Origin of the sequence: Roseovarius atlanticus (assembly GCF_001441615.1) — a bacterium.
Lineage (GTDB): Bacteria > Pseudomonadota > Alphaproteobacteria > Rhodobacterales > Rhodobacteraceae > Roseovarius > Roseovarius atlanticus.
Window position 1 is genome coordinate 74,988 of record NZ_LAXJ01000007.1, and the last position, 21,093, is coordinate 96,080.

Consider the following 21,093-nt stretch of genomic DNA (forward strand, 5'->3'; position numbering starts at 1 on the left):
CACGCCGTGTGCAGCGAAACACCAGCGTTCTTTTTACCAGCGCGGAATCAAGGCCGCAGGCCGCCGCGCCATCGCCGGGCCGCACCCACGGCACGTCGATACGTCAACGTCAGCGCACCGCGCCAAAGTCTTTCGGGAACCCAGAGATAAAACACACCCCCTCAAACCTCGGATCGACGCACCGCGGCCCGTCGATCGCGCGGCTCGACACCTGTCACGCCTCTCCGGCATCCCCTCACGACGCCAGCACGTTCCGGAAAAGCCACGGATCGCTCTCGTCGATATCCTCGGGGAAATGCTCCCACCGGTCCTGCAGGGGCGTCCAGTCGGTGTAATGCGCCTCCACAGGGCCCAGATACGGCCGCTGCACCTCAAGGCACCGGGCGTGGTCCATCTCGTCGGTCTCCACGATGCCCGCCTCGGGGTTCTCCAGCGCCCAGACCATGCCCGCCAGAACCGCGCTCGTCACCTGAAGGCCAGTGGCGTTCTGGTACGGCGCCAGCGCCTTGGTTTCCTCGTTCGACAGGCGCGAGCCATACCACATCGCGTTCTTTTCATGCCCGTAAAGCAGCACGCCCAGCTCGTCGATGCCGGTCACGATCTCGTCCACGTCCAGAATTTCATGCGTGGTCTGCTGCCGGCCTGCCCCGAACATCTCGTGCAGGGACAGCACCGCGTCGTCGCAGGGGTGATAGGCATAATGGCAGGTGGGCCGGAACTCAGGGTCCTCCGGCGCGCCCACCGTGTAGAAATCGGAAATCGAGATCGCCTCGTTATGGGTCACCAGGAAGCCGAATTGCGGCCCCGGCGTCGGGCACCACGTATGCACGCGGGTGATCGCCCCCGGCCGTTCCAGCCAGATCCCCGCACGACAGCCCGTCTCATGGCTGTGCCCGTTCTCGGGGAACCACGTCTCATGCGTGCCCCAGCCCAGCTCGGCCGGCTGGAACCCTTCGGCGATGAACCCCTCGACCGACCAGGTGTTGACGAAATGCCCCCGTGGACGCGGCAACGCCCGCGCCTGGGTGTCGCGCTCGGCGATATGCACGCCCTTCACGCCCAGCCCCTGCATCAGCCTGGCCCAGCCGTCCCGGTCCTTGGGCGCCTCCGCGTCCTTGCCGGTGTCGCGGGCCAGCGTCAGCAACGCTTCCTTGACGAACCAGCTGACCATCCCTGGGTTCGCCCCGCAACAGCTGACCGCCGTGGTCCCGCCCGGATTGGCCGCCTTCTCGTCCCGCACCGCCTGCCGCAGCGCATAGTTCGTCCGCGCCGCGTTGTCCTGAGTGTCGAAATAGTACCCCGCCCACGGCTCCACCACCGTGTCGATATACAGCACGCCCTGCTCGCGGCAGAACTTCATCAGGTCGAGCGATGACGTATCGACGCTCAGGTTCACCACGAACCCCTTGCCCGGCTCGATCAGCCCGCCCAGCAGGTCGCGGTAATTCTCCGCCGTCACCGCCTCCGGCACGAACCGCAGCCCCAACTCGCGCAAGGCATCGTGATTGGCCGCGTTCGGCTCGATCACCACGAATTTGTCGGCGTCATAATCGAAATGCCGCTCGATCAGCGGCCAGGTCCCCTTGGCGATCGACCCGAAGCCGATCATCACGATGGTCCCGTCGATGCGCCCGTATTTGGGATAATCCTGTGCCATGCCTTGCGTCTCCTCCACTTACAAATGCTTACAAATGCAAAAGGCCGCGCCCAGCGGCGCGGCCTTCCGGATCAGGTGCTGCAGACCTAAGAGGCTTAGTTCTGCGCGTAGAATTCGATGACCAGGTTCGGTTCCATCATCACCGGGTACGGCACGTCACCCAAGGACGGCGTCCGCACGAAGGTCGCGGTCAGCTTGGAATTGTCCACGTCGATATAGTCCGGCACGTCGCGCTCGGGCAGTTGCGTGGCTTCCAGGATGGCGGCCATCTGCTTCGAGCGGTCACGAACCTCGATCACGTCGCCCTCTTTAACACGGTAGGAGGGGATGTTCACCAGCTTGCCGTTCACGCGCACGTGACGGTGGTTCACGAACTGACGCGCGGCAAAGATGGTCGGCACGAACTTGGCACGGTAGACAACCGCGTCCAGACGGCGCTCCAGCAGGCCGATCAACAGCTCGCCGGTGTCGCCTTTCAGACGCTCGGCCTCGCGGAAGATGCGGCGGAATTGCTTTTCGGTCAGGTCGCCGTAATAGCCCTTCAGCTTCTGCTTGGCGCGCAGCTGCAGGCCAAAGTCGGAAATCTTCGCCTTGCGGCGCTGGCCGTGCTGGCCGGGGCCGTATTCGCGGCGGTTGACCGGGGATTTCGGACGCCCCCAGATGTTTTCGCCCATCCGGCGGTCGATCTTGTATTTGGCAGCCGTTCTTTTCGTCATCGACTGATCTCCTTCGTTTCAGGTTTCGAAGGGCGTTGTCCTCTCCGTGGATTTTGCCACGGCGACAGGCATCCCCTTGCGAGGGCCACCAACACCAATGAAGCCGCGCTTATATAAGGGTGCGAGACAGAGTCAACACGTCGCTTCGCCCAATCTGCAAGTTTCGCCACTGCGCCATCGTAGGGTGGGTGAAAACCCACGCGCCCTCGCCCCCTACTTCAGGCTCTGCGCATACTCTTCCAACTGCGTCGCCACCGTGCCCCAGCCATCGAAGAACCCCATATCCTCGTGGGTCTTCTTCGCCTCAGGCGACCGATGCCGCGCCGTCGCGGTATAGATCGTGCCCCCCGCCCCGTCATCCTCCAGGTCCAGGATCGCCGTCATGAACGGGTCCGGCACCGGCGCCCAGCCCTCGGTATAGGTGTCGGTAAAGACCAGGCGGCTCATCTCGACCACCTCAAGGTAGACGCCCTTGTTGTCCATCAGCTGGCCGTCCACGTTCATCACCGTGTTGAACCGCCCGCCGACCCGCAGGTCGATCTCGCAGCTCTCGATGCTGTACGGCTTGGGCACGAAGAAATGCTTGATATGCTCCGGCGTGGTCCAGCACTCCCAGATCAGCGCACGCGGCGCGTTCAGGGTGCGGGTAAAGCTCAGGTCGGTCTCGGGATTCAGGTTCATGTCTTCCGGTCCTTCATCAGGGTTGCGACGTATTCGTCGAGTTGGTCCAGCCGGCCCTCCCAGATCCGCCGCTGTTCGCTCAGCCAGTCGTCGACCGGGGCGAACGCGTCCGGGGCAAGGGCAAACGTTCGTGTCCGGCCCTGCTTGTCCGAGGTGACCAGCCCGGCCTCCTCCAGCTTTTTCAGGTGGCTCATGAACGACGGCAGCGCCATGTCATGCGACGCGGCCAGTTCGCTGACACTCGCCGGGCCGCGGGCCAGCCGCTGCAGGATCACCCGCCGCGTCGGATCGCCCAGCGCGGAAAAGCAAAGATCCAGTTTCGACTCATACTTAGCCATATTCCTAAGTAATGCAGCCACCAAGACCGCGTCAATAACACTAAGCCAAAAAGCTAACTTTCAGCCAAAATTCACGTAGGGTGGGTGAAAACCCACGCGTCTGATTCAAAGAAGCGCGATCGCCAGACCGCGGGATGGCGACCCAACGGGACTTCGGAGTACTTTATGCCAACCAAATCCGCCAAACACTGCATCGAGGCACTAACCTCACCCAATCGCCAGCCCGGGGGGCGGTCTGGCGATCGCGCGGCGGCCTGCGGCCTCGGCTCCGCACGTGCGCGCTTGAAAACCCCCCGTCCCGGACCCGATCCGGGACCTCCCGCCGCTTTCGTAGGGTGGGTGAAAACCCACGCGTCGCCCACCTCGCAGGCCGCGCCCTACTCCTGCGCCTTCGCCGCGTCTGCCTCGGCCTCTTTCTCCAGGTCCGGGTCCGTCAGCGTCGACCACGTGTCGTCGCGCGGCGGGCTGGGCGGGGTCTCGCAGGCCCGCTTGTGGATATTCACCTTGGCGATGAAATGCGCCGAGATGGGTGCGGTGACGAACAGAAACGCCATGATCAGCGGCTCGTGATAGGACGTGTCGCCAATCAGGAACGAATGGATCATCGACGCCAGCAGGAACATCCCGATCCCCAGCGTACCCACCTTGGTGGGCGCGTGCAGGCGCGTCATCGGGTCGTTGAACTTCAACAGGCCGAAGACACCGACCAGCACGAATCCCGATCCCACCAGCAGGCAGAACGCGACGGCAAGATTTCCGATCTCCACCCAGCTCATTCGATGATGTCCCCCCTCAAGATGAACCGCGCCAGCGCCACGGTGGACACGAAGCCCAGCATCGCGATCAGCAGCGTGACCTCGAAATAGACCTGCACGCCCTGGTAGATGCCCACCATCACCACCAGCCCCAGCGCATTGATCACCATCGTGTCCAGCGCCAGGATCCGGTCGCCCGGGGTCGGCCCCATCACCAGCCGCACCATCGACAGGATCTGCCCCAGCGCCAGCACGACAAAGGAAATGACAATGGCCAGTTCCATGATCTCGGCAGGGTTGCTCATGCGAAAATCTCCTCCAGCCGGGCCTCGTAGCGGGTCTTGATCTCGTCGCGCACCGCGTCCGGGTCGTCGGTGTGCAGTACATGAACCAACAGGCTGTGCCCCTCGTCCGACAAATCCGACGACACTGTGCCGGGCGTCAGCGTGATCGTCCCCGCCAGGATGGTGATCGCCTCGGGCTTCACCAGGTCCAGCGGCACCACGATCCACGCCGGTTTCAGCTTGGAATTGGGCACGGTCAGCACGATCCACGCCACCTGGATATTGGCGATGATGATGTCATAGATCACGATCAGGCCATAGGTGAACATCCGGAACAGGTTGAAGCCCTTGGGCGTGTCCGGCCACCACACCGAGGTCATCCACGGGATGATGATCCCCAGGATCAGCCCGAACACCGCCATCCCCGCAGAAAACCCGTTCTGCAACAGCACCCAGACCAGCGTCAGCAGCAGGGTCAGGAACGGATGCGGAAACAGCCAGTAGAACGCGCGTGTCATGTCAGTGCTCCCCGCCGTCTTGCTCTTCGCCATAGCCATCGCCGCTCTCGCCCTCGGCCGTGTCATCGCCATACCCGCCCTTGGCCTTGTCCTCGGGCCGGCCCAGCTTGCCCGGCGTCTCCAGCACCGTCGACATATAGGTCTCGGGCGCGAACAGCTGCGCCGAGATGGCCCGCGTGTACCCATGCACCTGCCCGGCGAACACCGTATGCGCGATCAACAGCGCGATCAGCCCGCCCACGGCGGTATAGCTCAGCGCCGACGGTGCCGCCACCACCGGCGCCCCGTCGGGCCGCGCGATGCTGCGCGCCTTCCAGAACACATTGCTGCCCGCCCGGGCAAAGCCCACGACGCTGATCAGGCTGGACACCAGCACCACCGCCCAGATCCACGGCATCTGCGCACTGTCATAGGCGGCATCCAGCACCAACAGCTTGCCCAGGAAGCCCGACAGCGGCGGCAGGCCCGCCATGGCAATCGCGCCGACGAAGAACATCCCCGCCGTCAGCGCAGCACCCGACACCGGCGGCTGCGCCGTCAGGCTCAGGTTCGCGCGCCCCGCCCGCGCCAGATCGGTGATCAGGAACAGGATGGCCCCCGCCAGCGTCGAATGCACGATGTAATAGAGCGCCGCCGCGATCCCGGCCTCGGTGAAAAGCGCAATCGCCACCATCACCATGCCCATCGACCCGATGATCGAGAAGGCCACCAGCCGGTCCAGCTTCTTCGCCGCCAAGACCCCGATCATCCCGATGGCCAATGACACCAACGCCGCCGGCATCAGCCAAACCACATGCAGCCCCGCCGTCGCCTCCAGATCGGGCGGAAAGATCATCGTGTAGACCCGGATGATGGCATAGGCTCCCACCTTCGTCATGATCGCAAAGAGCGCCGCCACCGGCGCCGGCGCCTCGGCATAGCTTGACGGCAGCCAGAAATGCAGCGGCACCAGCGCCGCCTTGATGGCAAATACCAGCAGCAGCAGCACCGCCGCCACCCGGATGCCCACCGTCTCCTCCGCGCCGATCTGCGTCACCCGCGCGGCCAGGTCCGCCATGTTCAGCGTCCCCGCCTCGGCATAGATCGAGCCCAGCGCGAACAGAAACAGCGTCGAGCCGATGAGGTTGTAGAGCACATACTGCACCCCTGCCCGCAGCCGCGCGTTGCCGCCCGCATGGATCATCAGGCCATAGGAGGCAATCAGCAGAACCTCGAAGAACACGAACAGGTTGAAAAGGTCGCCCGTCAGGAACGCGCCCATGATCCCCATCAGCTGGAACTGGAACAGCGCGTGGAAATGCCACCCCCGCTCGTCCCATCTCGACCCGATGGCGTATAGCAGCACAAAGAGCGCCAGCACGGATGTCAGCAGCACCATCAGCGTCGACAGCCTGTCACCCACCAGCACGATGCCAAAGGGCGCGGCCCAGTCGCTCAACTGGTAGAGGATCACGTCCCCGTCCGACACGCTCCACGCCAGGCTCACTGAGATGGCGATCAGCGCCACGACACCGGCAACGGAAAATGCCCGCTGAATCCCGAAATGAAACCGCGCGGCCAGCACGATGAACGGCGCCAGCAGCGCCGGCAGCACGACGGGCGCGATAATCCAATGGGTCATTGCTGGCCCTCCGCCTGCGCGTCGTCTTCGTCTTCTTCCGGCTGGTCGTCCACGTGGTCGTCATCCGCACCCAGGAACGACCCCAGCGCGATCATCACCACCACCGCCGTCATCCCGAACGAGATCACGATGGCCGTCAGCACCAGCGCCTGCGGCAGCGGGTCGGTATACGTTTCCACCCCGTCGACCAGAACCGGCGGCGCCCCCACGGTCAGCCGCCCCGACGCGAACAGGAACACGTTCACCGCATAGGTCAGCAACGAAATCCCCAGGATCACCGGGAAGGTCCGCAGCCGCAGGACGAGGTACAACCCGCCCGCCGTCATGACGCCGATGGCCGATGCAACAAGAAACTCCATCAGACAGGCCCCCCGCTTGCGCCCACCGTTTTCGGCGGATCATCCCGTGACGGGTCGATATCCATCGGATGCTCGGTATCCGGCGTATGCGCCCGCCGCGCCAGCCGCGAGAAGCTCTCCAGCGACAGCATCACCGCGCCCACGACCGCCAGGAACACGCCCAGATCGAACAGCGCCGCCGTCGCCAGCTCGAACTTCTCGAACGGCGGAATGCGGACATAGGTGAAATCCGAGGTCAGGAACGGCTTGCCCACAAACCATGATCCGATGCCGGTCAGCCCGGCAATCAGGACGCCCGCGCCGATCACCCCGTGATAGGGGTAACGCAGTCGCTGCGAGGTCCAGGCGAAACCGCTGGCCATGTACTGCATCACCACGCCGATCGACACGACCAGACCGGCGATGAACCCGCCGCCCGGCTCGTTGTGGCCGCGCAGGAAGATGTAGAAGCCGACCATCAGAACCACCGGCATGATCACCCGCGTCAGCACCACCATCATCATCGGATGCATGTCGCCCGCGCGCGGCTGGTCCGGCGTGCGGTTCAGCAGCCGCGCCCGCACCTTGCTGTTCAGCAGCGTCTCGGTCAGCGCATAGATCAAGAGCGCCGCGATCCCCAGCACGATGATCTCACCATAGGTGTCAAAGCCCCGGAAATCCACAAGGATCACGTTCACCACGTTGGTGCCGCCGCCCCCTTTGTAGGAATTGGCCAGGTGATACTCGGAAATCGGCGTCGCCACCGCATCGCGCAGAAGATAGTGATAGGACAGCGCAAAGGTCGCCAGGCCGCCGACAACGCCCACGCCCGCATCGCGCACCCGGCGCAACAGGCTGCTTTCCACCGGCGTCGTCTTGGGCAGGAAATTCAGCGCCAGCAGCAGCAGGATGATCGTCACCACCTCGACGGTGAACTGCGTCATCGCCAGGTCCGGCGCGCTGAAGAAGATGAAGCCGACCGACACCATCAACCCCACGATCCCGATCAGGATCAGCGAGAAGAAGCGGTTGCGATGCAACAGAACCAGCGCCCCCGTTGCCGCCACCAGCATCAGCCACCCGGCGATGGTCACGGCACTCGGCGCCTGCATCTCCCGCGTGGCCTCATCGACCGTGCCCGTCACCCAGGCATAGTACCCCGCCACGATGATCGCCGCCGACCCCACGGCGGCATAGCGCGTGAACGATCCGTTGTGGATCGGATGGATCAGCGCCCGCGCCCCCGCCGCCGCCGTCTCGACGATCCACTCGAAAATCACCTTGGCCTCGGGGCGCGGCGCCGCATCCCACAGTTTCAGCAGCGGCTTGAACAGCAACAACACGATCAGCCCGCCCACCACGGCGGCAATCGACATGTAAAGCGCCGGCACCAGCCCGTGCCAGATCTTGATGTATTTCACCTCCAGCGGCTCGACCCCGCCGATCACCGCCTTGGCGACCAGGAACACGAAATCCTGCACCAGGAACGGCGCGCAGCCGATCACCACCACCAGAACGACCAGGATCGCGGGCGGCAGCCACATGCCCGCCGGCGGATCATGCGGCTTGGCCGGATAGTCGTCGCGCACCGGCCCAAGGAAGGTGTGCGAGATGAAGCGAAAGCAGTAGGCCGCCGAGAAAAGCGAGCCGATCACCGCCAGCGCCGGCACGAACCACCACGTATCGAACAGCACCGTGTGGTTGGCCTCCTCCAGCATCATCTCCTTAGATAGGAACCCGTTCAGGAACGGAATCCCCGCCATCGACAATGCGGCGAGCGTGGCGATGACAAACGTCACCGGCATCAGCTTGCGCAACCCGCCAAGGCGGCGAATGTCCCGCGTATGCGCCTCGTGGTCTATGATCCCTGCGGACATGAAGAGCGCCGCCTTGAACGTCGCGTGGTTCAGGATGTGAAACACCGCCGCCATCGCGCCAAACGCCGTCCCCGTCCCCAAGAGCATCGTGATCAGTCCCAGGTGGCTGACCGTCGAGAACGCCAATAGCGCCTTCAGGTCATGCTTGAAGAGCGCAATGACCGCGCCCAGAACCATCGTGATCAGACCCGCGGTCGTGACGATCACGAACCATTCCGGCGTGCCCGACAACACCGGCCACATCCGCGCCATCAGGAAGATCCCCGCCTTCACCATCGTGGCCGAGTGCAGGTAGGCGCTGACCGGCGTGGGGGCCGCCATCGCGTGCGGCAACCAGAAATGGAACGGGAACTGCGCCGACTTCGTGAAACACCCCAGCAGGATCAGGATCAGCGCCGGCACATACATCGGATCGGCCTGGATCATCTCGCGGTTCTGCAGGATCACGCTCAGGTCGTAGCTGCCCACGATCTGCCCCAGGATCAGCATCCCCCCGATCATCGCAAGGCCACCCATGCCGGTCACCGCCAGCGCCATCCGCGCGCCCTGCCGGCCTTCGGGCAAATGCTTCCAATACCCGATCAGCAGGAAGGACGATAGCGAAGTCAGTTCCCAGAAGACCAGCAAAAGCAATATGTTATCGCTCAGAACGATCCCCACCATCGCGCCCTGGAACAGCAGCAGATAGGTGAAAAACTCGCCCATATGGTCTTCGCGGCTCAGGTATTGCCGCCCATAGGCGATGATCAGCATCCCGATGCCCAGGATCAGGAAGGCAAAGAAGAATCCCAGCCCGTCCAGCATCAGCGTGAAGTTCAGCCCCAGCGCCGGCATCCAGTCGATCTGCGCCATCACCGTGCCCCCGGCCAGAACCGTCGGAAGATTGGTCAAAAGCCCGATGAACGCCGCCAGCGACACCGTGAACGTGACCCCGGCACAGGACGACCGCCCCGCCGAATTCATCAAGCCCGGCAGAAGGGCACCGAAAAACGGAAGTGCTACGATAAAGAAGAGGGACACGCGAACTCCTTGGCGTAACAGTTTCGTAAATTCCGACCTAAACTGCATTCCAGCGACGAAAGCGCAAGGGAAAACGACCGAAATTGTCGGTTATAATCCTGCGTTATCGCGCCATAAAATCAAATGCATGTGTCACGGCGCGGCCCTTTGGGCGGCACCGTGACAATCTGTCCGGGCGGCTCAGGCCGCCTCGTGCATCAGGATCGCCGCCTCCGACGCGCTCAGGTTGCGCCGCGCGAACCCGCCATAGGTCTGCGGCTCGAATTCCAACGTCGGATTGTACTCCAGCAACCGCTTGCGATCCTCCGCGTCCAGCGCCTGAAGCGACGCGGAGGCCGGATGAAAGCTCTCGGTCTCCACCCCGTTGGCCCACAACACCTGGTGGCGCGGCAACAGCAGGTGCACATAGGTCACCTCCCGCACGGCCAGGTCGATGGCGATGTTGCGCCCGTTCACAAGGTCCTTGGCCGACACCAGCACTTCGGGCGTGTTGTAAAGCGCCTGCGCGATCTCGCCCTCCACCAGCATCCGGTGCTCGGGGCTGACCAGCAGCTCCTCGTCCGGACGCTCGACGCCCAGCGCGCCGGTGCGAATGCGGATCGGGCGCAGATGCGGCATCGCAAAGAGCCGCGCGCCCGTCATCCGCCGGCTGCCGATCCACTGGATCTCTTCCGCGCCGTTGTCCTTGGTCTGCACGTAATCGCCCTCGCGCAGCTCCTCGACCAGCCGCGGCCCGTCCGGCGTCTCGATCCGCGTGCCGGGGGTGAAACAGATCACCCCGCCGCTTTCCACGTCGGTCGTCTGGCTGCGATGCGCGCCCAACGACTGGTGCACGATCCACATCTCGGTGTTCCTGGGCGGGATCTCGTCAAGGAACATCAGCAGAGGCGGCGCCCCATGCCCCACCTCGATTACGGTGATGGTGTAACTCTTGACCCCGTTGGTGACCACGAAACCGCTGTCCATCAACGGCTCATGCACCTCCACCTCGTCCAGCTTCGTTGTCCCCGTGCGTGCCGCCGTCACCAGCCGCCGCACCAGTTTTGCCGCGCATTTGCGGCTCATGGCGTCCCGTTCGGTCCGCTCCAGGCGCAGTACTTCATTGGGCCCGTCCACCCGCACCAGATCCCCGCGCCAGGACCATGCGGCCCCCACGCTCAGAGACTGGACAGGAGCGGCCTCCAAACCGTCCACTTCCGTCTGCGACCAGGAGATGACGAACGCGCCCCGAAAGGTCGTTCCCATTGCCTGTATGCCTGCCTTTTTTAGTCTTTTTTTAACTTTTTGTGGTGGCAGCCTAGCAGGCGCGAATCACTCTGGGAAGCGTTTTCAAGGGGTTACGATCAGAAATTAAGGCGCAGTCGCACCGATCCCACAAGCTGACCTTCCTTTTGCGCCTCGAATTCCTTGTCCAGCCAGGTCAGCCCGTAAAAGATCGTGCCGCCCCGCTTGCCCTGCCAGTTCACGCCCGTGCGCACCCGTGTCCGCGCATCGGTCAGTTGGATACCCCGGTCCCGGTTCAACAACTCGCTGCTGTCCACATAGGCCACGTCGGCCCCGAAGACAAAGCTCGCCCCGGGCGCCTCATTGCCCTGCACGGCCACGTATCGTTGCCCCGTCACCGGGTCGCGCACCAGCAGGCCGTCACGCCCGCGCTGGCCAATCGTCAGGTCAAAGCCCACCCGCGCCAGCGTCTCGAACCCCCAGCGCCCTTCGACAAAGGGCCGGATCGTCGCGTTGCCGCCCAGCGCGAAATCCCGCCCGGCCTCCATCACCAGTTCGGGGTTCACGTCGTTGCTCACCTGGTTGCGGCGCACCTGGCCAGAAATATCCCGTCCGCCCAGATAGTCGTGCAGGAACCTCTGGAAATCGTCCAGGCCGGTCTGCGGCCCGGTCACCACCACGTCCACGCCCACTGCATAATCCATCGCCCCGCGCGCGAAATGCGTGTGCAGCCCAAGCGACAGCGCGCCGCCGAAGGGCCGGTCGCCCAGCGCGGGCCGGCTCAGGTTCTGCGGCGACACGATCCGCCCGTTAAAGCGCAGTTCCAGCACCTCGCCGAATCCTTGCGGCAAGCGTCCGGTCCAGCCCCGCCCCCAGATCCGGCTGGTCGAGACCGATCCGGTCTGCCAGCGATCATGCAGGTCGCCGAAAATGTCGTTGGTCGCCAGCCAGCCATAGCCGATGCGCTCGCGCCCCTGGGCGTCGGCGGCCTGGCCGGTCGCCAGCATCGTCAAAGCGGTGAAAAACGCTGCAAGGAGCCGCGTCATGTCTATCGTCCCGTTCCCGTCGCCCCCCGGCCCTGAAGGGGTATACCGAAACCGGCGCGCGGGGCTATCGTTCATGTCCCGAATTTCCCCACCGTGGGCTTCGCGCAACATTGCGGCGGATAACACGCGCCTACCGTGAACGGCGACATGGCGAAAGACTGCAGAGCGGGACTTTTCTGCCATGCACGACAGAGGCTATCGTCAGCCCCTGGGATGGCGATCCGATGGCAGTTCTGAAGCACTTAATGCCTGCCAAATACATCCCCAGAATGATCGTTGTACCCAGCCTTGCCAAATCGCCAGCCCAAGGGAGGGGCTGACGATGGCCGGGCCGCTTCGCGGCTGTTAACCGGCTGAGGGCTCGACACCGATTTCTCAAAGGACTCGAAGCGGACAATTGCAAAGGTTTCGGCTACGCTATGAAGTCACACGACTTCCTTGCCTCCGCAAAGGGCCCCACGCATGACCCAAGCCGCCTCTCTCTCCGACGCCGCCCGCGGCGCGATCCTCTCCGCGCCGCGCTTCGACGCCGGCGTCCATCACCGCGCCCGCATCGGCTTCGTCCTCATCCCCAACGAACAGACCATCGAGCACGAGATGCTCCGCCACCTGCCCGCGGGCGTCGGCGGCTTCTTCGCCCGCGCCTCGATGCCGCGCGAAATCTCCACCGACAGCCTTGCGCAGGTGCGCGACACGCTGGCCACCGCCGCCGCCCGCATCCTGCCCGATGACGGGCTCGACGTGATCTCGTTCGCCTGCACCTCCGGCACCGTGGCCGTGGGCGAGGCGGAAACCTGCGCCGAACTGGCCAAGGGCGCGCCCGGCGCAAAACCGACCTCCCTCGCCGGTGCCGTCCGCAAGGCGCTCGCGGTCATGGGGCTGAGTCGTATCGTGCTGGGCAGCCCCTACATCCCCGAACTCAACGACACCGTCGCCCGCTTCCTCGCCGGCACGGGCACCGAGGTGCTCGCCACCCACGGCATGAACCTCAATTACGACACCGAGATGATCCGCGTCGCGCCCGACTACATCTTCGATTTCGCCTGTGCCATCGACCGCCCCGATGCCGACGCCGTCCTTCTCAGCTGCGGCGCGCTGCGCAGCATCGAGGTGGTCGACCGGCTGGAACGGCACCTGGGCAAGCCGGTGATCTGCTCGAACCAGGCGATGCTCTGGGACGTCCTGCGCCTTGCCGGCATCGACGACCGCCTGCCCGGCCTCGGGCGGCTTCTGCGGGACCACTGAGCGCACGGTGCATTCATTTCGGGGGCCGGGCGACGGCACCGACGCCTGACCACCCGAATACCGACGCAATACCGACGTGGTTTTCAGCCTCGGCCCGGTGTTAACCTTCGAGTCGCCGCATCCAGAATTGCAGCGGATGATCGGTCTCGTCCGCCTTGTCGATATCCTTCCAGCGAAACGTGGCGACAGCGCCCTCGACAGGGGTATATCCCCGCTTGCGCCAGAACCCGTCCAGGGGCCGGTAAGTCTCTGGTCTCAAAGGATGATCCTCGGGCCGCACCACACCGCAAAACGCAACATACCGACGCCCCAGCGCCCGCGCGTGCGCCTCCCGCGCGTCAAAAAACGCGTGGCCCAGCCCGCGACCCCGGTACTCCGGCAGCAGCACGCTCTCGGCGCAATAAAAGATATCTTTCAAATCAATATGTTGCCCAGAAAATGCCGCCCCGAAATCCTCGGCATGATCCTCCATCGGCGCCCCCGTCGAGGCGCCCACTAGCCGGTCTCCATCAAAGGCCGCCACCAGGATCGCATCCTCACTCTGCCGATAGGGCTCTAGGTACTCCCGCTCATAGGCCACGTCGCCATCGTAAAGGTATGGAAAATCACGGAAAACCGTGATCCGCAACTGCGCGACATCCTCCAGCGCATCGACCAGTTCCCGGCCCGTCAGCCGCTCCACCCGCATCAGGCGCTGACCTGCCTGACCCAGTCCGCAAGGTTGTAATAGGTCACGACCCGTGTGATCTTGTTGTTTTCCAAAGAGAAAAACGACCCGGCGGGTAACTTGTAGGTTTGCCCGTTGGCCTCCGGCAGCCCTTCGTCGGTCGCCAGATACGTGCCGTTCACCACGAACTCCGCCGCCCCCCGCGTGCCGCCTTCGGCCTCGAAAATCACCATGTTATCAAGGTGTTCCTTGTAACATCTGTTCATATGCTCGCAGAACGCCGCAAAGGCCGCTTTGCCGGTCCGCACCTGCCCTTCGTTGACATGGTGCGCCACGTCCTCGGCCAGGCACTCCAGCATCCCGTCCACATCGCCGTCATTGAACGCCTTGAAATAAGCTTTGATCACATTTTTTGCAGTCATTTCAAATCCCTGGGGTTTCCCCACCGTGTCTTCAGATGTTCCACGATCTGATCGCGGGTCTGGCGATAGGCGTTCAGCTTCGCCTCCCGTGTCTCGCCCAGACCCGTTGGGTCCATGATCGGCCAATAGACGACGTCGAGATGAAAAACCCGTGTCAGATCAAGGGCTTTGCGCTGGCTCGCCGGGCTGAGCGCGACCACCAGGTCGAACGACGACAGGTCGTCCCCCCATTGCTCCATCTCGTCGAAACTGCGCGTGCGGTGTCGGGCCAGTTCCACGCCCATCTCGTCGCAGACGGCAATCGAAAATCCGTCGATGTCCATGTCCCCCTTTACACCCGCCGACTGGACGTAAGTGTCTGTGCCATAGAACTTTTTCATGATCCCTTCGGCCATCGGGGACCGGACGGCATTGTGGTCGCAGCAAAACAGAACGGACTGGGGAAGTTCCGCGACCATCCGCGTCAGCTCCCGAAATGCAGCACGCAAATCAGCGTGAACAGGCGCCGCGCGGTATCGTTGTCGATCTTCGCCTTGCCTTCCAGCCGCTCTTCCAGCACCCGGGCACCCTCGTTGTGGATGCCCCGGCGGGCCATGTCGATCGTCTCTATCTGGCTGGGCGGCATGTTCTTGACCGCGTCGAAATAGCTCTCGCAGATTGCCCAGTAATCCTTGACCACTTGTCTAAACGGCGACAACGAAAGGTGAAATTCCGCCGCCGGCGCGTCATCCTCGGTGCGGATGTCGAACACCAGGCGCTTTTCGCGGATCGACAGCCCGACGCGGTACGGCCCGTCCGGCGCGACCCGGTCGTCGCGAATGGGCAGGCTGAACGAGTTCTCCTCGATCAGGTCGAACATCGCCACTTTCCGCTCCTGCTCGATTTCCGGCGTGGGCGGGGGCAAGTTGGCATCATCCAACTCGATATGACAGATACGGCTCATGGGTCTTCTCTTCGGCAGTCTCGAACCTGCCTACCCCACCAAGCATGAACGGGCAATGCAGCCGAACGTCCTGTCATGGCGATTTTGCGACGCTGTGACCCGCGCGGCGGCCTGCAAGGCGCGCAGACCACGTCTGCCTAGGCGTCGTTCAACTTGTCCAATCGCGCCCGCACGCTCAGCCCATGCGCCTCGAGGCTTTCGGACTGCGCCAGCGTTTCCGCCGCCGATCCGATCGCCTTCAACGCTCCGGGCGTCATCCGCGCCATCGTGGTTTTCTTCATGAAATCCAAAACGTTAAGGCCGCTGGAAAACCGCGCCGACCGCGCCGTGGGCAGCACGTGATTGGGCCCGCCCACATAGTCGCCTATGGCCTCGGGCGTCCACGCGCCAAGAAATATCGCCCCCGCATGGGTGATCTTTTCTGCCAGACTTTCCGCGTCGGCCACGCACAGTTCAAGGTGCTCGGGCGCGATCCGGTCCGCCAGACTGGCGGCCTCGTCCATATCCTCGACCACGATCACCGCGCCAAAGTCGCGCCAGCTTGCCCCGGCGATGGCCCGCCGTTCCAGCGTTTCAAGCCGCGCCTCTATCGCCGCCTCGACCGCGTCGGCGAACGCCGGATCGTCGGTGATCAGCAAAGCTTGCGCGCTTTCGTCGTGTTCCGCCTGGCTCAGCATGTCCAACGCGATCCAGTCCGGCTCGTTGTCGCGATCCGCGATCACCAGGATCTCCGACGGCCCTGCGATCATGTCGATGCCGACCCGGCCGAACACCCGCCGCTTGGCCGCCGCAACATAGGCGTTGCCCGGCCCGGTGATCTTGTCGACCGACGCGATGGTTTCGGTACCATAGGCCAGCGCCGCAATCGCCTGCGCCCCGCCGACGCGATAGATCTCGTCCACCCCGGCGATCTGTGCCGCGGCCAGAACCGCAGGATTGGCCACACCGTCCGGCGTCGGCACCACGATGGCCAGCCGCGCCACGCCCGCCACCTTGGCGGGGATCGCGTTCATCAGAACCGAAGACGGGTAAGAGGCCAGCCCGCCCGGCACGTAAAGCCCCGCCGCGCTGACCGCCGACCAGCGCCAGCCCAGAGTCGCGCCGCACTCATCCTGCCACGACGCATCCTCGGGCAGCTGACGTTCGTGATATGCCCGGATGCGCGCGGCGGCCAGTTCCAGCGCCGCCATCTCATCGCGCGGCACGTCTGCGACGAGCGCGGCCACCTCTTTGGCCGTGAACCGCAGCCTGTCCGGCGTCAGCTCCATCCTGTCGAACTTCGCCGTCAGCTCGATCAACGCAGCATCGCCCCGCGCGCGCACATCGGCGATGATGCCGGCGACCGTTTCGTCCACGTCGGGGCTGTCTTCGCGCTTAGCACTCAAGAGCGCGGTGAACCGCGCCTCGAAATCGTCGTCCTTGGTGGTCAGTCGCACCGGCATGGGCATTCTCCTGTTGCCGGGCTGACTTAGACCGGCACCGGCCACGCCTCAACCCCCTTCGCCACCAAGGCCCTACCGCGCAAGGCTCGCCGTGTAATCGGCCAGGATGCGCAGGCCCGACGGCGTGGTATCCGCGATCAGGCGCCGGGCGAACCCGATCGCACCCTCGCAATAAAGGCCGGGGTCCTCTTCATTCGACCACAGATAGGCTTCCATCGCCGGGGTCATCTCACCCTCCGCTTCGCGCCAGCCTTGCAGGAAAATCCGCCAATCGTTTTCCGAGGGTTTCTCGAACGTTTCGGGCGCATCCCGTCCCACCGCCATTGCCTTGAACTGCGCGGTCAGCCAGCGGCCATGCACATCTGGCTCGATCTGGCTCAGCTCGACACGGCTCAGCCCGCTCAGACCGCCCTTGGCCACGTGTAGGCACAGCGCCGGCGCGTCGGACAAACCCTTGAGAAGCACAAGCTGCGCGCGTTGAATTTCAAGCAGGGGATCCCGACCCGCGTTGCGCACATGCTCGGCGTTTTCAGCCCGCAGCGCGGCGACGAAGGAATCGCTTTCTGCCATCAGTTCCGGGCCAAGATCGTGCCGTGCCACGTCGGTGTCCAGCGCGATCTCCTCGATCTCGTCGACATGCTCGGCATACTCGTCCGGAAAGCCGGTCTCGATCACGTCGTAGAGACCGGGCAACTGCCGCTTGCGGATATCCTCCATTAGCTTGCCGTCTTCCACCAGATCGCGGTGTGCGGCCACTCCGACGGTCAGCGACTGCATGACGAAGTAGATGAGTACGATGCCAAGCGGAACGGCGATCATGACGACGCGGGCAACATTCATGCCAGTCGGTCCCGTTTTCGTTTTCGCCGGGTCATGTGTCGTGGTCCGGCGCCTTGCCCGACGGTGCGCGATAGGGGCGCGTGACGTCGCGCAGCGTGACTTCCAGCGCCTCGATCCGTGCCCGCAAGGCCCCGTCTCCGGCCAGCGTCAGCGTCACATAGCCCGATACATCCTCGGAGGTGTCGGGCTCGAACCCGACCGAAAGCACCGACAGGATCACATCGCGGTCGTCGCGGTCCAGCCCCTGGCTGGACACGCCCTCGACGTTGTCGATCACCAGAAGCGACCGTACCCGCTCGGCCCCGTGCCGCGCCCGCGCGCCGTCTTCCCAGCGAAACCGGTTGATCAACAGCGCCAGCCGACGCTCGGCCGGGCGCCAGGCCATGTCCTGCAAGGTAAAGACCGCGTCCTGCACCAGGCTCGACACCACGTCGAGATCCTCGGCATCGAAGGCCCCCAGGTTCAGCGGCGCCTCGCGCCCGTCCTCGAAACGCGCGTCTTCGGTCATTCGCCCTGCACCCGCTCTATCCGTGCGCCGACATTGCCCAGCTTTTCCTCGACCCGTTCATAGCCGCGGTCCAAGTGATAAACACGGTTGACCAGGGTCTCGCCCTCGGCGGCCAGCCCCGCGAGGATCAGCGAGACGCTGGCCCGCAGATCGGTGGCCATGACCGGCGCGCCTTTCAGTCGCTCGACGCCGGTGACGGTGGCTGTGCCGCCATGAACGTCGATCTTCGCGCCCATCCGCATCAGTTCGGGCGCGTGCATGAACCTGTTCTCGAAAATCTTTTCTTCCAGAACACTGGTGCCCTCGGCGGTGCACATCAGCGCCATCATCTGCGCCTGCAAGTCGGTTGGAAAGCCCGGAAACGGCTCGGTCACCACGTCGACGGCGCGAACACGGCCATTCTTGCGCGCGACCTTCAGACCCGCCTCTGTCTCTTCGACGGACACGCCGGCGGCGTCCAGCCTTTCGCAGAATGCCTCGACCAGGTCGATCCGACCGCCAAGGCATTCCACCTCGCCGCCGCAGATCGCCGGGGCCAGCATGAACGTGCCCAACTCGATCCGGTCAGTCACCACCGGATGGGTCGCGCCGTGCAGGCGATCAACCCCCTGGATGGTGATCTCGCTCGTTCCTTCGCCTTCGATCTGAGCGCCCATCTTGCGCAGGCATTGCGCCAGGTCGACGATCTCGGGCTCGCGCGCGGCATTCTTCAGAACCGTGGTACCCTTGGCCAGCGTGGCGGCCATAAGCGCATTCTCGGTGGCGCCGACCGACACGAGAGGAAACTCCACCACACCGCCTTTCAGGCCACCGGGGGCCTTTGCGTGCACATACCCTTCCTTCAGTTCCAGCTCTGCGCCCATCGCCTCAAGCGCCTTGAGGTGCAGGTCAACCGGCCGCGCCCCGATGGCACACCCGCCGGGCAGCGACACCACCGCGTGGCCGTCCCGCGCGAGCATCGGCCCCAGCACAAGGATCGAGGCCCGCATCTTGCGCACGATGTCGTAGTCGGCCACGTGGCTGTCGAGGTCATGGCTCGACATCGCCAGAACCTGTCCGTCCTGAAGCGTCGTCACCTCCGCGCCCAATGATTGCAGCAGTGCGGTCATCGTCTTGATATCCGACAGGCGCGGCGCGTTGGTCAGAGTCAGGGGCTCCTCGCTCAGAAGCGTGGCCGGCATCAGCGTCAGGCACGCGTTCTTGGCCCCGGCAATCGGGATTTGTCCGTCAAGCGGGCCGTTGCCCGTCACGAGTATCGAGTCCATGCGCCTTATCCGCCCTTGTTCTTGTCCTGGCCTGCCTCTTGCCCCTCCTGTCCCGATGCCTTGCCGCGTGCCTGGGCCTTGCGGCGGGCCAGGTTCGCCTTCAACGCCGCTTTCAGCCGATCCTCGCGGCTTTGCTGGGGTTTGGCGCCTGATTTGGGCGGGGGGTTCGTGCTCATGCCGCCTGTCTACAGCAGTCGCCAAAAAGCGTCCAGATTACGCTTGCACGAATGCACGGAACGGTCTAATCACCCCGCCACGAACCGGCGCTGCTGTAGCTCAGTGGTAGAGCGCACCCTTGGTAAGGGTGAGGTCGGGAGTTCAATCCTCCCCAGCAGCACCATGATCACCGAAAGGTGATTGCCCCGGCTCACCTCGTGCAGCACCTGAACAGCGCGCCCAACAACGCTCGCATTGTCCGTTAATCCCGGGTTTTGAAAGATCCGCGATCTGCACGTGCCATTTACGTGGCGAACCACCCCGGCAAATTGACGCTTAGCAGTTCCGAAACCACCCTTTCACCCGGCAATCGCTCACTCTATAAGAGCGAACGGTTTCCGGCGGTCGAGTCGGGGGCCAAATGACTATTCAAACCACAGGACGCAGGCACCCATGTCCATCTTCGACAAAATCCCCGGGCTCTTTACCGCCGACATGGCGATCGACCTCGGTACGGCCAACACGCTGGTCTACGTCAAGGGGCGGGGCGTAATCCTGTCGGAACCGTCCGTGGTGGCCTATCACGTCAAGGACGGTGTCAAGAAGGTGCTGGCCGTGGGCGAGGATGCCAAGCTGATGCTGGGCCGTACGCCGGGATCAATCGAGGCCATTCGCCCGATGCGCGAAGGCGTCATCGCCGATTTCGACACCGCCGAGGCGATGATCAAGCATTTCATCCGCAAAGTGCACAAGCGGTCGACCTTTTCCAAGCCCAAGATCATCGTCTGTGTCCCCCACGGTGCCACGCCGGTGGAAAAACGCGCCATCCGTCAGTCCGTGTTGAGCGCCGGCGCGCGTCGCGCGGGCCTGGTGGCCGAGCCCATCGCGGCGGCCATCGGCGCGGGTATGCCGATCACCGATCCCACCGGCAACATGGTCGTGGATATCGGCGGCGGCACCACCGAGGTCGCGGTGCTGTCGCTTGGCGACATCGTCTATGCCCGTTCGATCCGCGTCGGGGGCGACCGCATGGACGAGGCAATCATCAACTACCTGCGCCGCCAGCAGAACCTGCTTGTGGGCGAGTCTACCGCCGAGCGCATCAAGACCTCGATCGGCACCGCGCGGATGCCCGATGACGGGCGCGGTTCTTCCATGCAGATCCGGGGCCGCGACCTGCTGAACGGCGTACCCAAGGAAACCGAGATCAGCCAGGCCCAGGTGGCCGAAGCGCTGGCCGAACCCGTTCAGCAGATCTGCGAGGCGGTGATGACCGCGCTGGAAGCCACCCCGCCGGACCTTGCCGCCGATATTGTCGACCGTGGCGTCATGCTGACCGGCGGAGGCGCGCTGCTGGGCGATCTAGACCTTGCCCTGCGCGAACAGACCGGCCTAGCCGTCTCGATTGCCGATGACAGCCTCAACTGCGTGGCGCTTGGCACCGGGAAGGCGCTGGAATTCGAAAAACAGCTGCGCCACGCCATCGACTACGACAGCTGACGCGCCCGCCCTTTGAGGTTGCGGCGCGCG

The 21,093-nt window shown here is 64.2% G+C and carries 23 protein-coding genes and 1 tRNA gene; 3 read left to right on the forward strand and 21 right to left on the reverse strand.

Going from position 1 to position 21,093, the window contains the following annotated elements:
- Positions 1-235: 235 nt before the first annotated feature.
- From XM53_RS07785 to XM53_RS07840, 12 genes are all read right to left on the reverse strand, one after another.
- Complete coding sequence (locus XM53_RS07785; protein WP_057791994.1) at positions 236-1,657, reverse strand: homospermidine synthase; 1,422 nt, start codon at positions 1,655-1,657, stop codon at positions 236-238.
- Between the two features lie 95 nt (positions 1,658-1,752).
- Positions 1,753-2,373 (reverse strand): 30S ribosomal protein S4, encoded by a 621-nt coding sequence (gene rpsD, locus XM53_RS07790; protein ID WP_057791996.1) that lies wholly within the window; start codon positions 2,371-2,373, stop codon positions 1,753-1,755.
- A 213-nt stretch (positions 2,374-2,586) separates the two neighbouring features.
- Positions 2,587-3,054, reverse strand: coding sequence for an SRPBCC family protein (locus XM53_RS07795; protein ID WP_057791999.1), 468 nt, complete (start codon positions 3,052-3,054; stop codon positions 2,587-2,589).
- Positions 3,051-3,392 (reverse strand): ArsR/SmtB family transcription factor, encoded by a 342-nt coding sequence (locus tag XM53_RS07800; RefSeq protein WP_057792001.1) that lies wholly within the window; start codon positions 3,390-3,392, stop codon positions 3,051-3,053. Before XM53_RS07800 ends, XM53_RS07795 begins: the two co-directional genes overlap by 4 nt.
- 377 nt (positions 3,393-3,769) lie before the next feature.
- Positions 3,770-4,168 carry a monovalent cation/H(+) antiporter subunit G gene (gene mnhG, locus XM53_RS07805; protein WP_057792003.1) on the reverse strand — a complete coding sequence of 133 codons (399 nt, stop codon included), beginning with the start codon at positions 4,166-4,168 and terminating at the stop codon, positions 3,770-3,772.
- Complete coding sequence (locus tag XM53_RS07810) at positions 4,165-4,452, reverse strand: K+/H+ antiporter subunit F (RefSeq protein ID WP_057792004.1); 288 nt, start codon at positions 4,450-4,452, stop codon at positions 4,165-4,167. The genes mnhG and XM53_RS07810 overlap by 4 nt, the downstream gene beginning before the upstream one ends.
- Positions 4,449-4,949: a Na+/H+ antiporter subunit E gene (locus XM53_RS07815; protein ID WP_057792006.1), complete on the reverse strand. Its 501-nt coding sequence runs from the start codon at positions 4,947-4,949 to the stop codon at positions 4,449-4,451. The genes XM53_RS07810 and XM53_RS07815 overlap by 4 nt, the downstream gene beginning before the upstream one ends.
- A 1-nt stretch (position 4,950) precedes the next feature.
- Positions 4,951-6,570 (reverse strand): monovalent cation/H+ antiporter subunit D, encoded by a 1,620-nt coding sequence (locus XM53_RS07820; protein WP_057792008.1) that lies wholly within the window; start codon positions 6,568-6,570, stop codon positions 4,951-4,953.
- Positions 6,567-6,929, reverse strand: coding sequence for a Na+/H+ antiporter subunit C (locus tag XM53_RS07825; RefSeq protein ID WP_057792010.1), 363 nt, complete (start codon positions 6,927-6,929; stop codon positions 6,567-6,569). The genes XM53_RS07820 and XM53_RS07825 overlap by 4 nt, the downstream gene beginning before the upstream one ends.
- Positions 6,929-9,805 carry a monovalent cation/H+ antiporter subunit A gene (locus tag XM53_RS07830; RefSeq protein ID WP_057792012.1) on the reverse strand — a complete coding sequence of 959 codons (2,877 nt, stop codon included), beginning with the start codon at positions 9,803-9,805 and terminating at the stop codon, positions 6,929-6,931. Before XM53_RS07830 ends, XM53_RS07825 begins: the two co-directional genes overlap by 1 nt.
- Positions 9,806-9,985: 180 nt before the next feature.
- Positions 9,986-11,050 (reverse strand): Hint domain-containing protein, encoded by a 1,065-nt coding sequence (locus XM53_RS07835; protein ID WP_057792014.1) that lies wholly within the window; start codon positions 11,048-11,050, stop codon positions 9,986-9,988.
- A 98-nt stretch (positions 11,051-11,148) separates the two neighbouring features.
- On the reverse strand, positions 11,149-12,075 hold the full coding sequence (locus XM53_RS07840) for a lipid A-modifier LpxR family protein (RefSeq protein ID WP_057792015.1): 927 nt from the start codon (positions 12,073-12,075) through the stop codon (positions 11,149-11,151).
- Between the two features lie 462 nt (positions 12,076-12,537).
- On the opposite strand from XM53_RS07840, the gene XM53_RS07845 reads away from it, so the two are divergent.
- Positions 12,538-13,320 carry a maleate cis-trans isomerase family protein gene (locus XM53_RS07845; RefSeq protein WP_057792017.1) on the forward strand — a complete coding sequence of 261 codons (783 nt, stop codon included), beginning with the start codon at positions 12,538-12,540 and terminating at the stop codon, positions 13,318-13,320.
- 100 nt (positions 13,321-13,420) lie between these two features.
- On the opposite strand, the gene XM53_RS07850 is transcribed toward XM53_RS07845, so the two are convergent.
- The 9 genes from XM53_RS07850 to XM53_RS23555 all read right to left on the reverse strand — a co-directional run bounded on the left by XM53_RS07850 (position 13,421) and on the right by XM53_RS23555 (position 19,583).
- The gene (locus XM53_RS07850; RefSeq protein ID WP_201455398.1) at positions 13,421-14,008 is read right to left on the reverse strand and encodes a GNAT family N-acetyltransferase; all 588 of its coding nucleotides are present in this window, start codon (positions 14,006-14,008) and stop codon (positions 13,421-13,423) included.
- A complete protein-coding gene (locus tag XM53_RS07855; protein ID WP_057792021.1) occupies positions 14,008-14,409 on the reverse strand; it encodes a ketosteroid isomerase-related protein in 402 nt (133 codons plus the stop codon). Before XM53_RS07855 ends, XM53_RS07850 begins: the two co-directional genes overlap by 1 nt.
- Positions 14,406-14,867, reverse strand: coding sequence for an arsenate-mycothiol transferase ArsC (locus tag XM53_RS07860; protein ID WP_057792023.1), 462 nt, complete (start codon positions 14,865-14,867; stop codon positions 14,406-14,408). Before XM53_RS07860 ends, XM53_RS07855 begins: the two co-directional genes overlap by 4 nt.
- Positions 14,868-14,872: 5 nt before the next feature.
- Positions 14,873-15,352, reverse strand: coding sequence for a UPF0262 family protein (locus tag XM53_RS07865; RefSeq protein ID WP_057792025.1), 480 nt, complete (start codon positions 15,350-15,352; stop codon positions 14,873-14,875).
- Positions 15,353-15,489: 137 nt separating this feature from the next.
- Positions 15,490-16,794, reverse strand: coding sequence for a histidinol dehydrogenase (gene hisD / locus XM53_RS07870; protein WP_057792027.1), 1,305 nt, complete (start codon positions 16,792-16,794; stop codon positions 15,490-15,492).
- Positions 16,795-16,866: 72 nt separating this feature from the next.
- Entirely contained in the window at positions 16,867-17,634 is a 768-nt protein-coding gene (locus tag XM53_RS07875) for a hypothetical protein (protein WP_057792029.1), read from the reverse strand.
- 31 nt (positions 17,635-17,665) lie between these two features.
- Positions 17,666-18,142: a DUF2948 family protein gene (locus XM53_RS07880; protein WP_057792031.1), complete on the reverse strand. Its 477-nt coding sequence runs from the start codon at positions 18,140-18,142 to the stop codon at positions 17,666-17,668.
- The gene (murA, locus tag XM53_RS07885) at positions 18,139-19,407 is read right to left on the reverse strand and encodes a UDP-N-acetylglucosamine 1-carboxyvinyltransferase (protein WP_057792033.1); all 1,269 of its coding nucleotides are present in this window, start codon (positions 19,405-19,407) and stop codon (positions 18,139-18,141) included. The genes XM53_RS07880 and murA overlap by 4 nt, the downstream gene beginning before the upstream one ends.
- Positions 19,408-19,412: 5 nt before the next feature.
- A complete protein-coding gene (locus tag XM53_RS23555; protein ID WP_201455399.1) occupies positions 19,413-19,583 on the reverse strand; it encodes a hypothetical protein in 171 nt (56 codons plus the stop codon).
- Positions 19,584-19,672: 89 nt separating this feature from the next.
- Here XM53_RS23555 and XM53_RS07890 point away from each other — a divergent pair.
- Together XM53_RS07890 and XM53_RS07895 are read left to right on the forward strand one after the other, a co-directional pair.
- Positions 19,673-19,747: transfer RNA gene (locus XM53_RS07890), tRNA-Thr, on the forward strand.
- A gap of 269 nt (positions 19,748-20,016) precedes the next feature.
- Entirely contained in the window at positions 20,017-21,063 is a 1,047-nt protein-coding gene (locus tag XM53_RS07895) for a rod shape-determining protein (protein WP_057792035.1), read from the forward strand.
- Positions 21,064-21,093 lie beyond the last annotated feature (30 nt).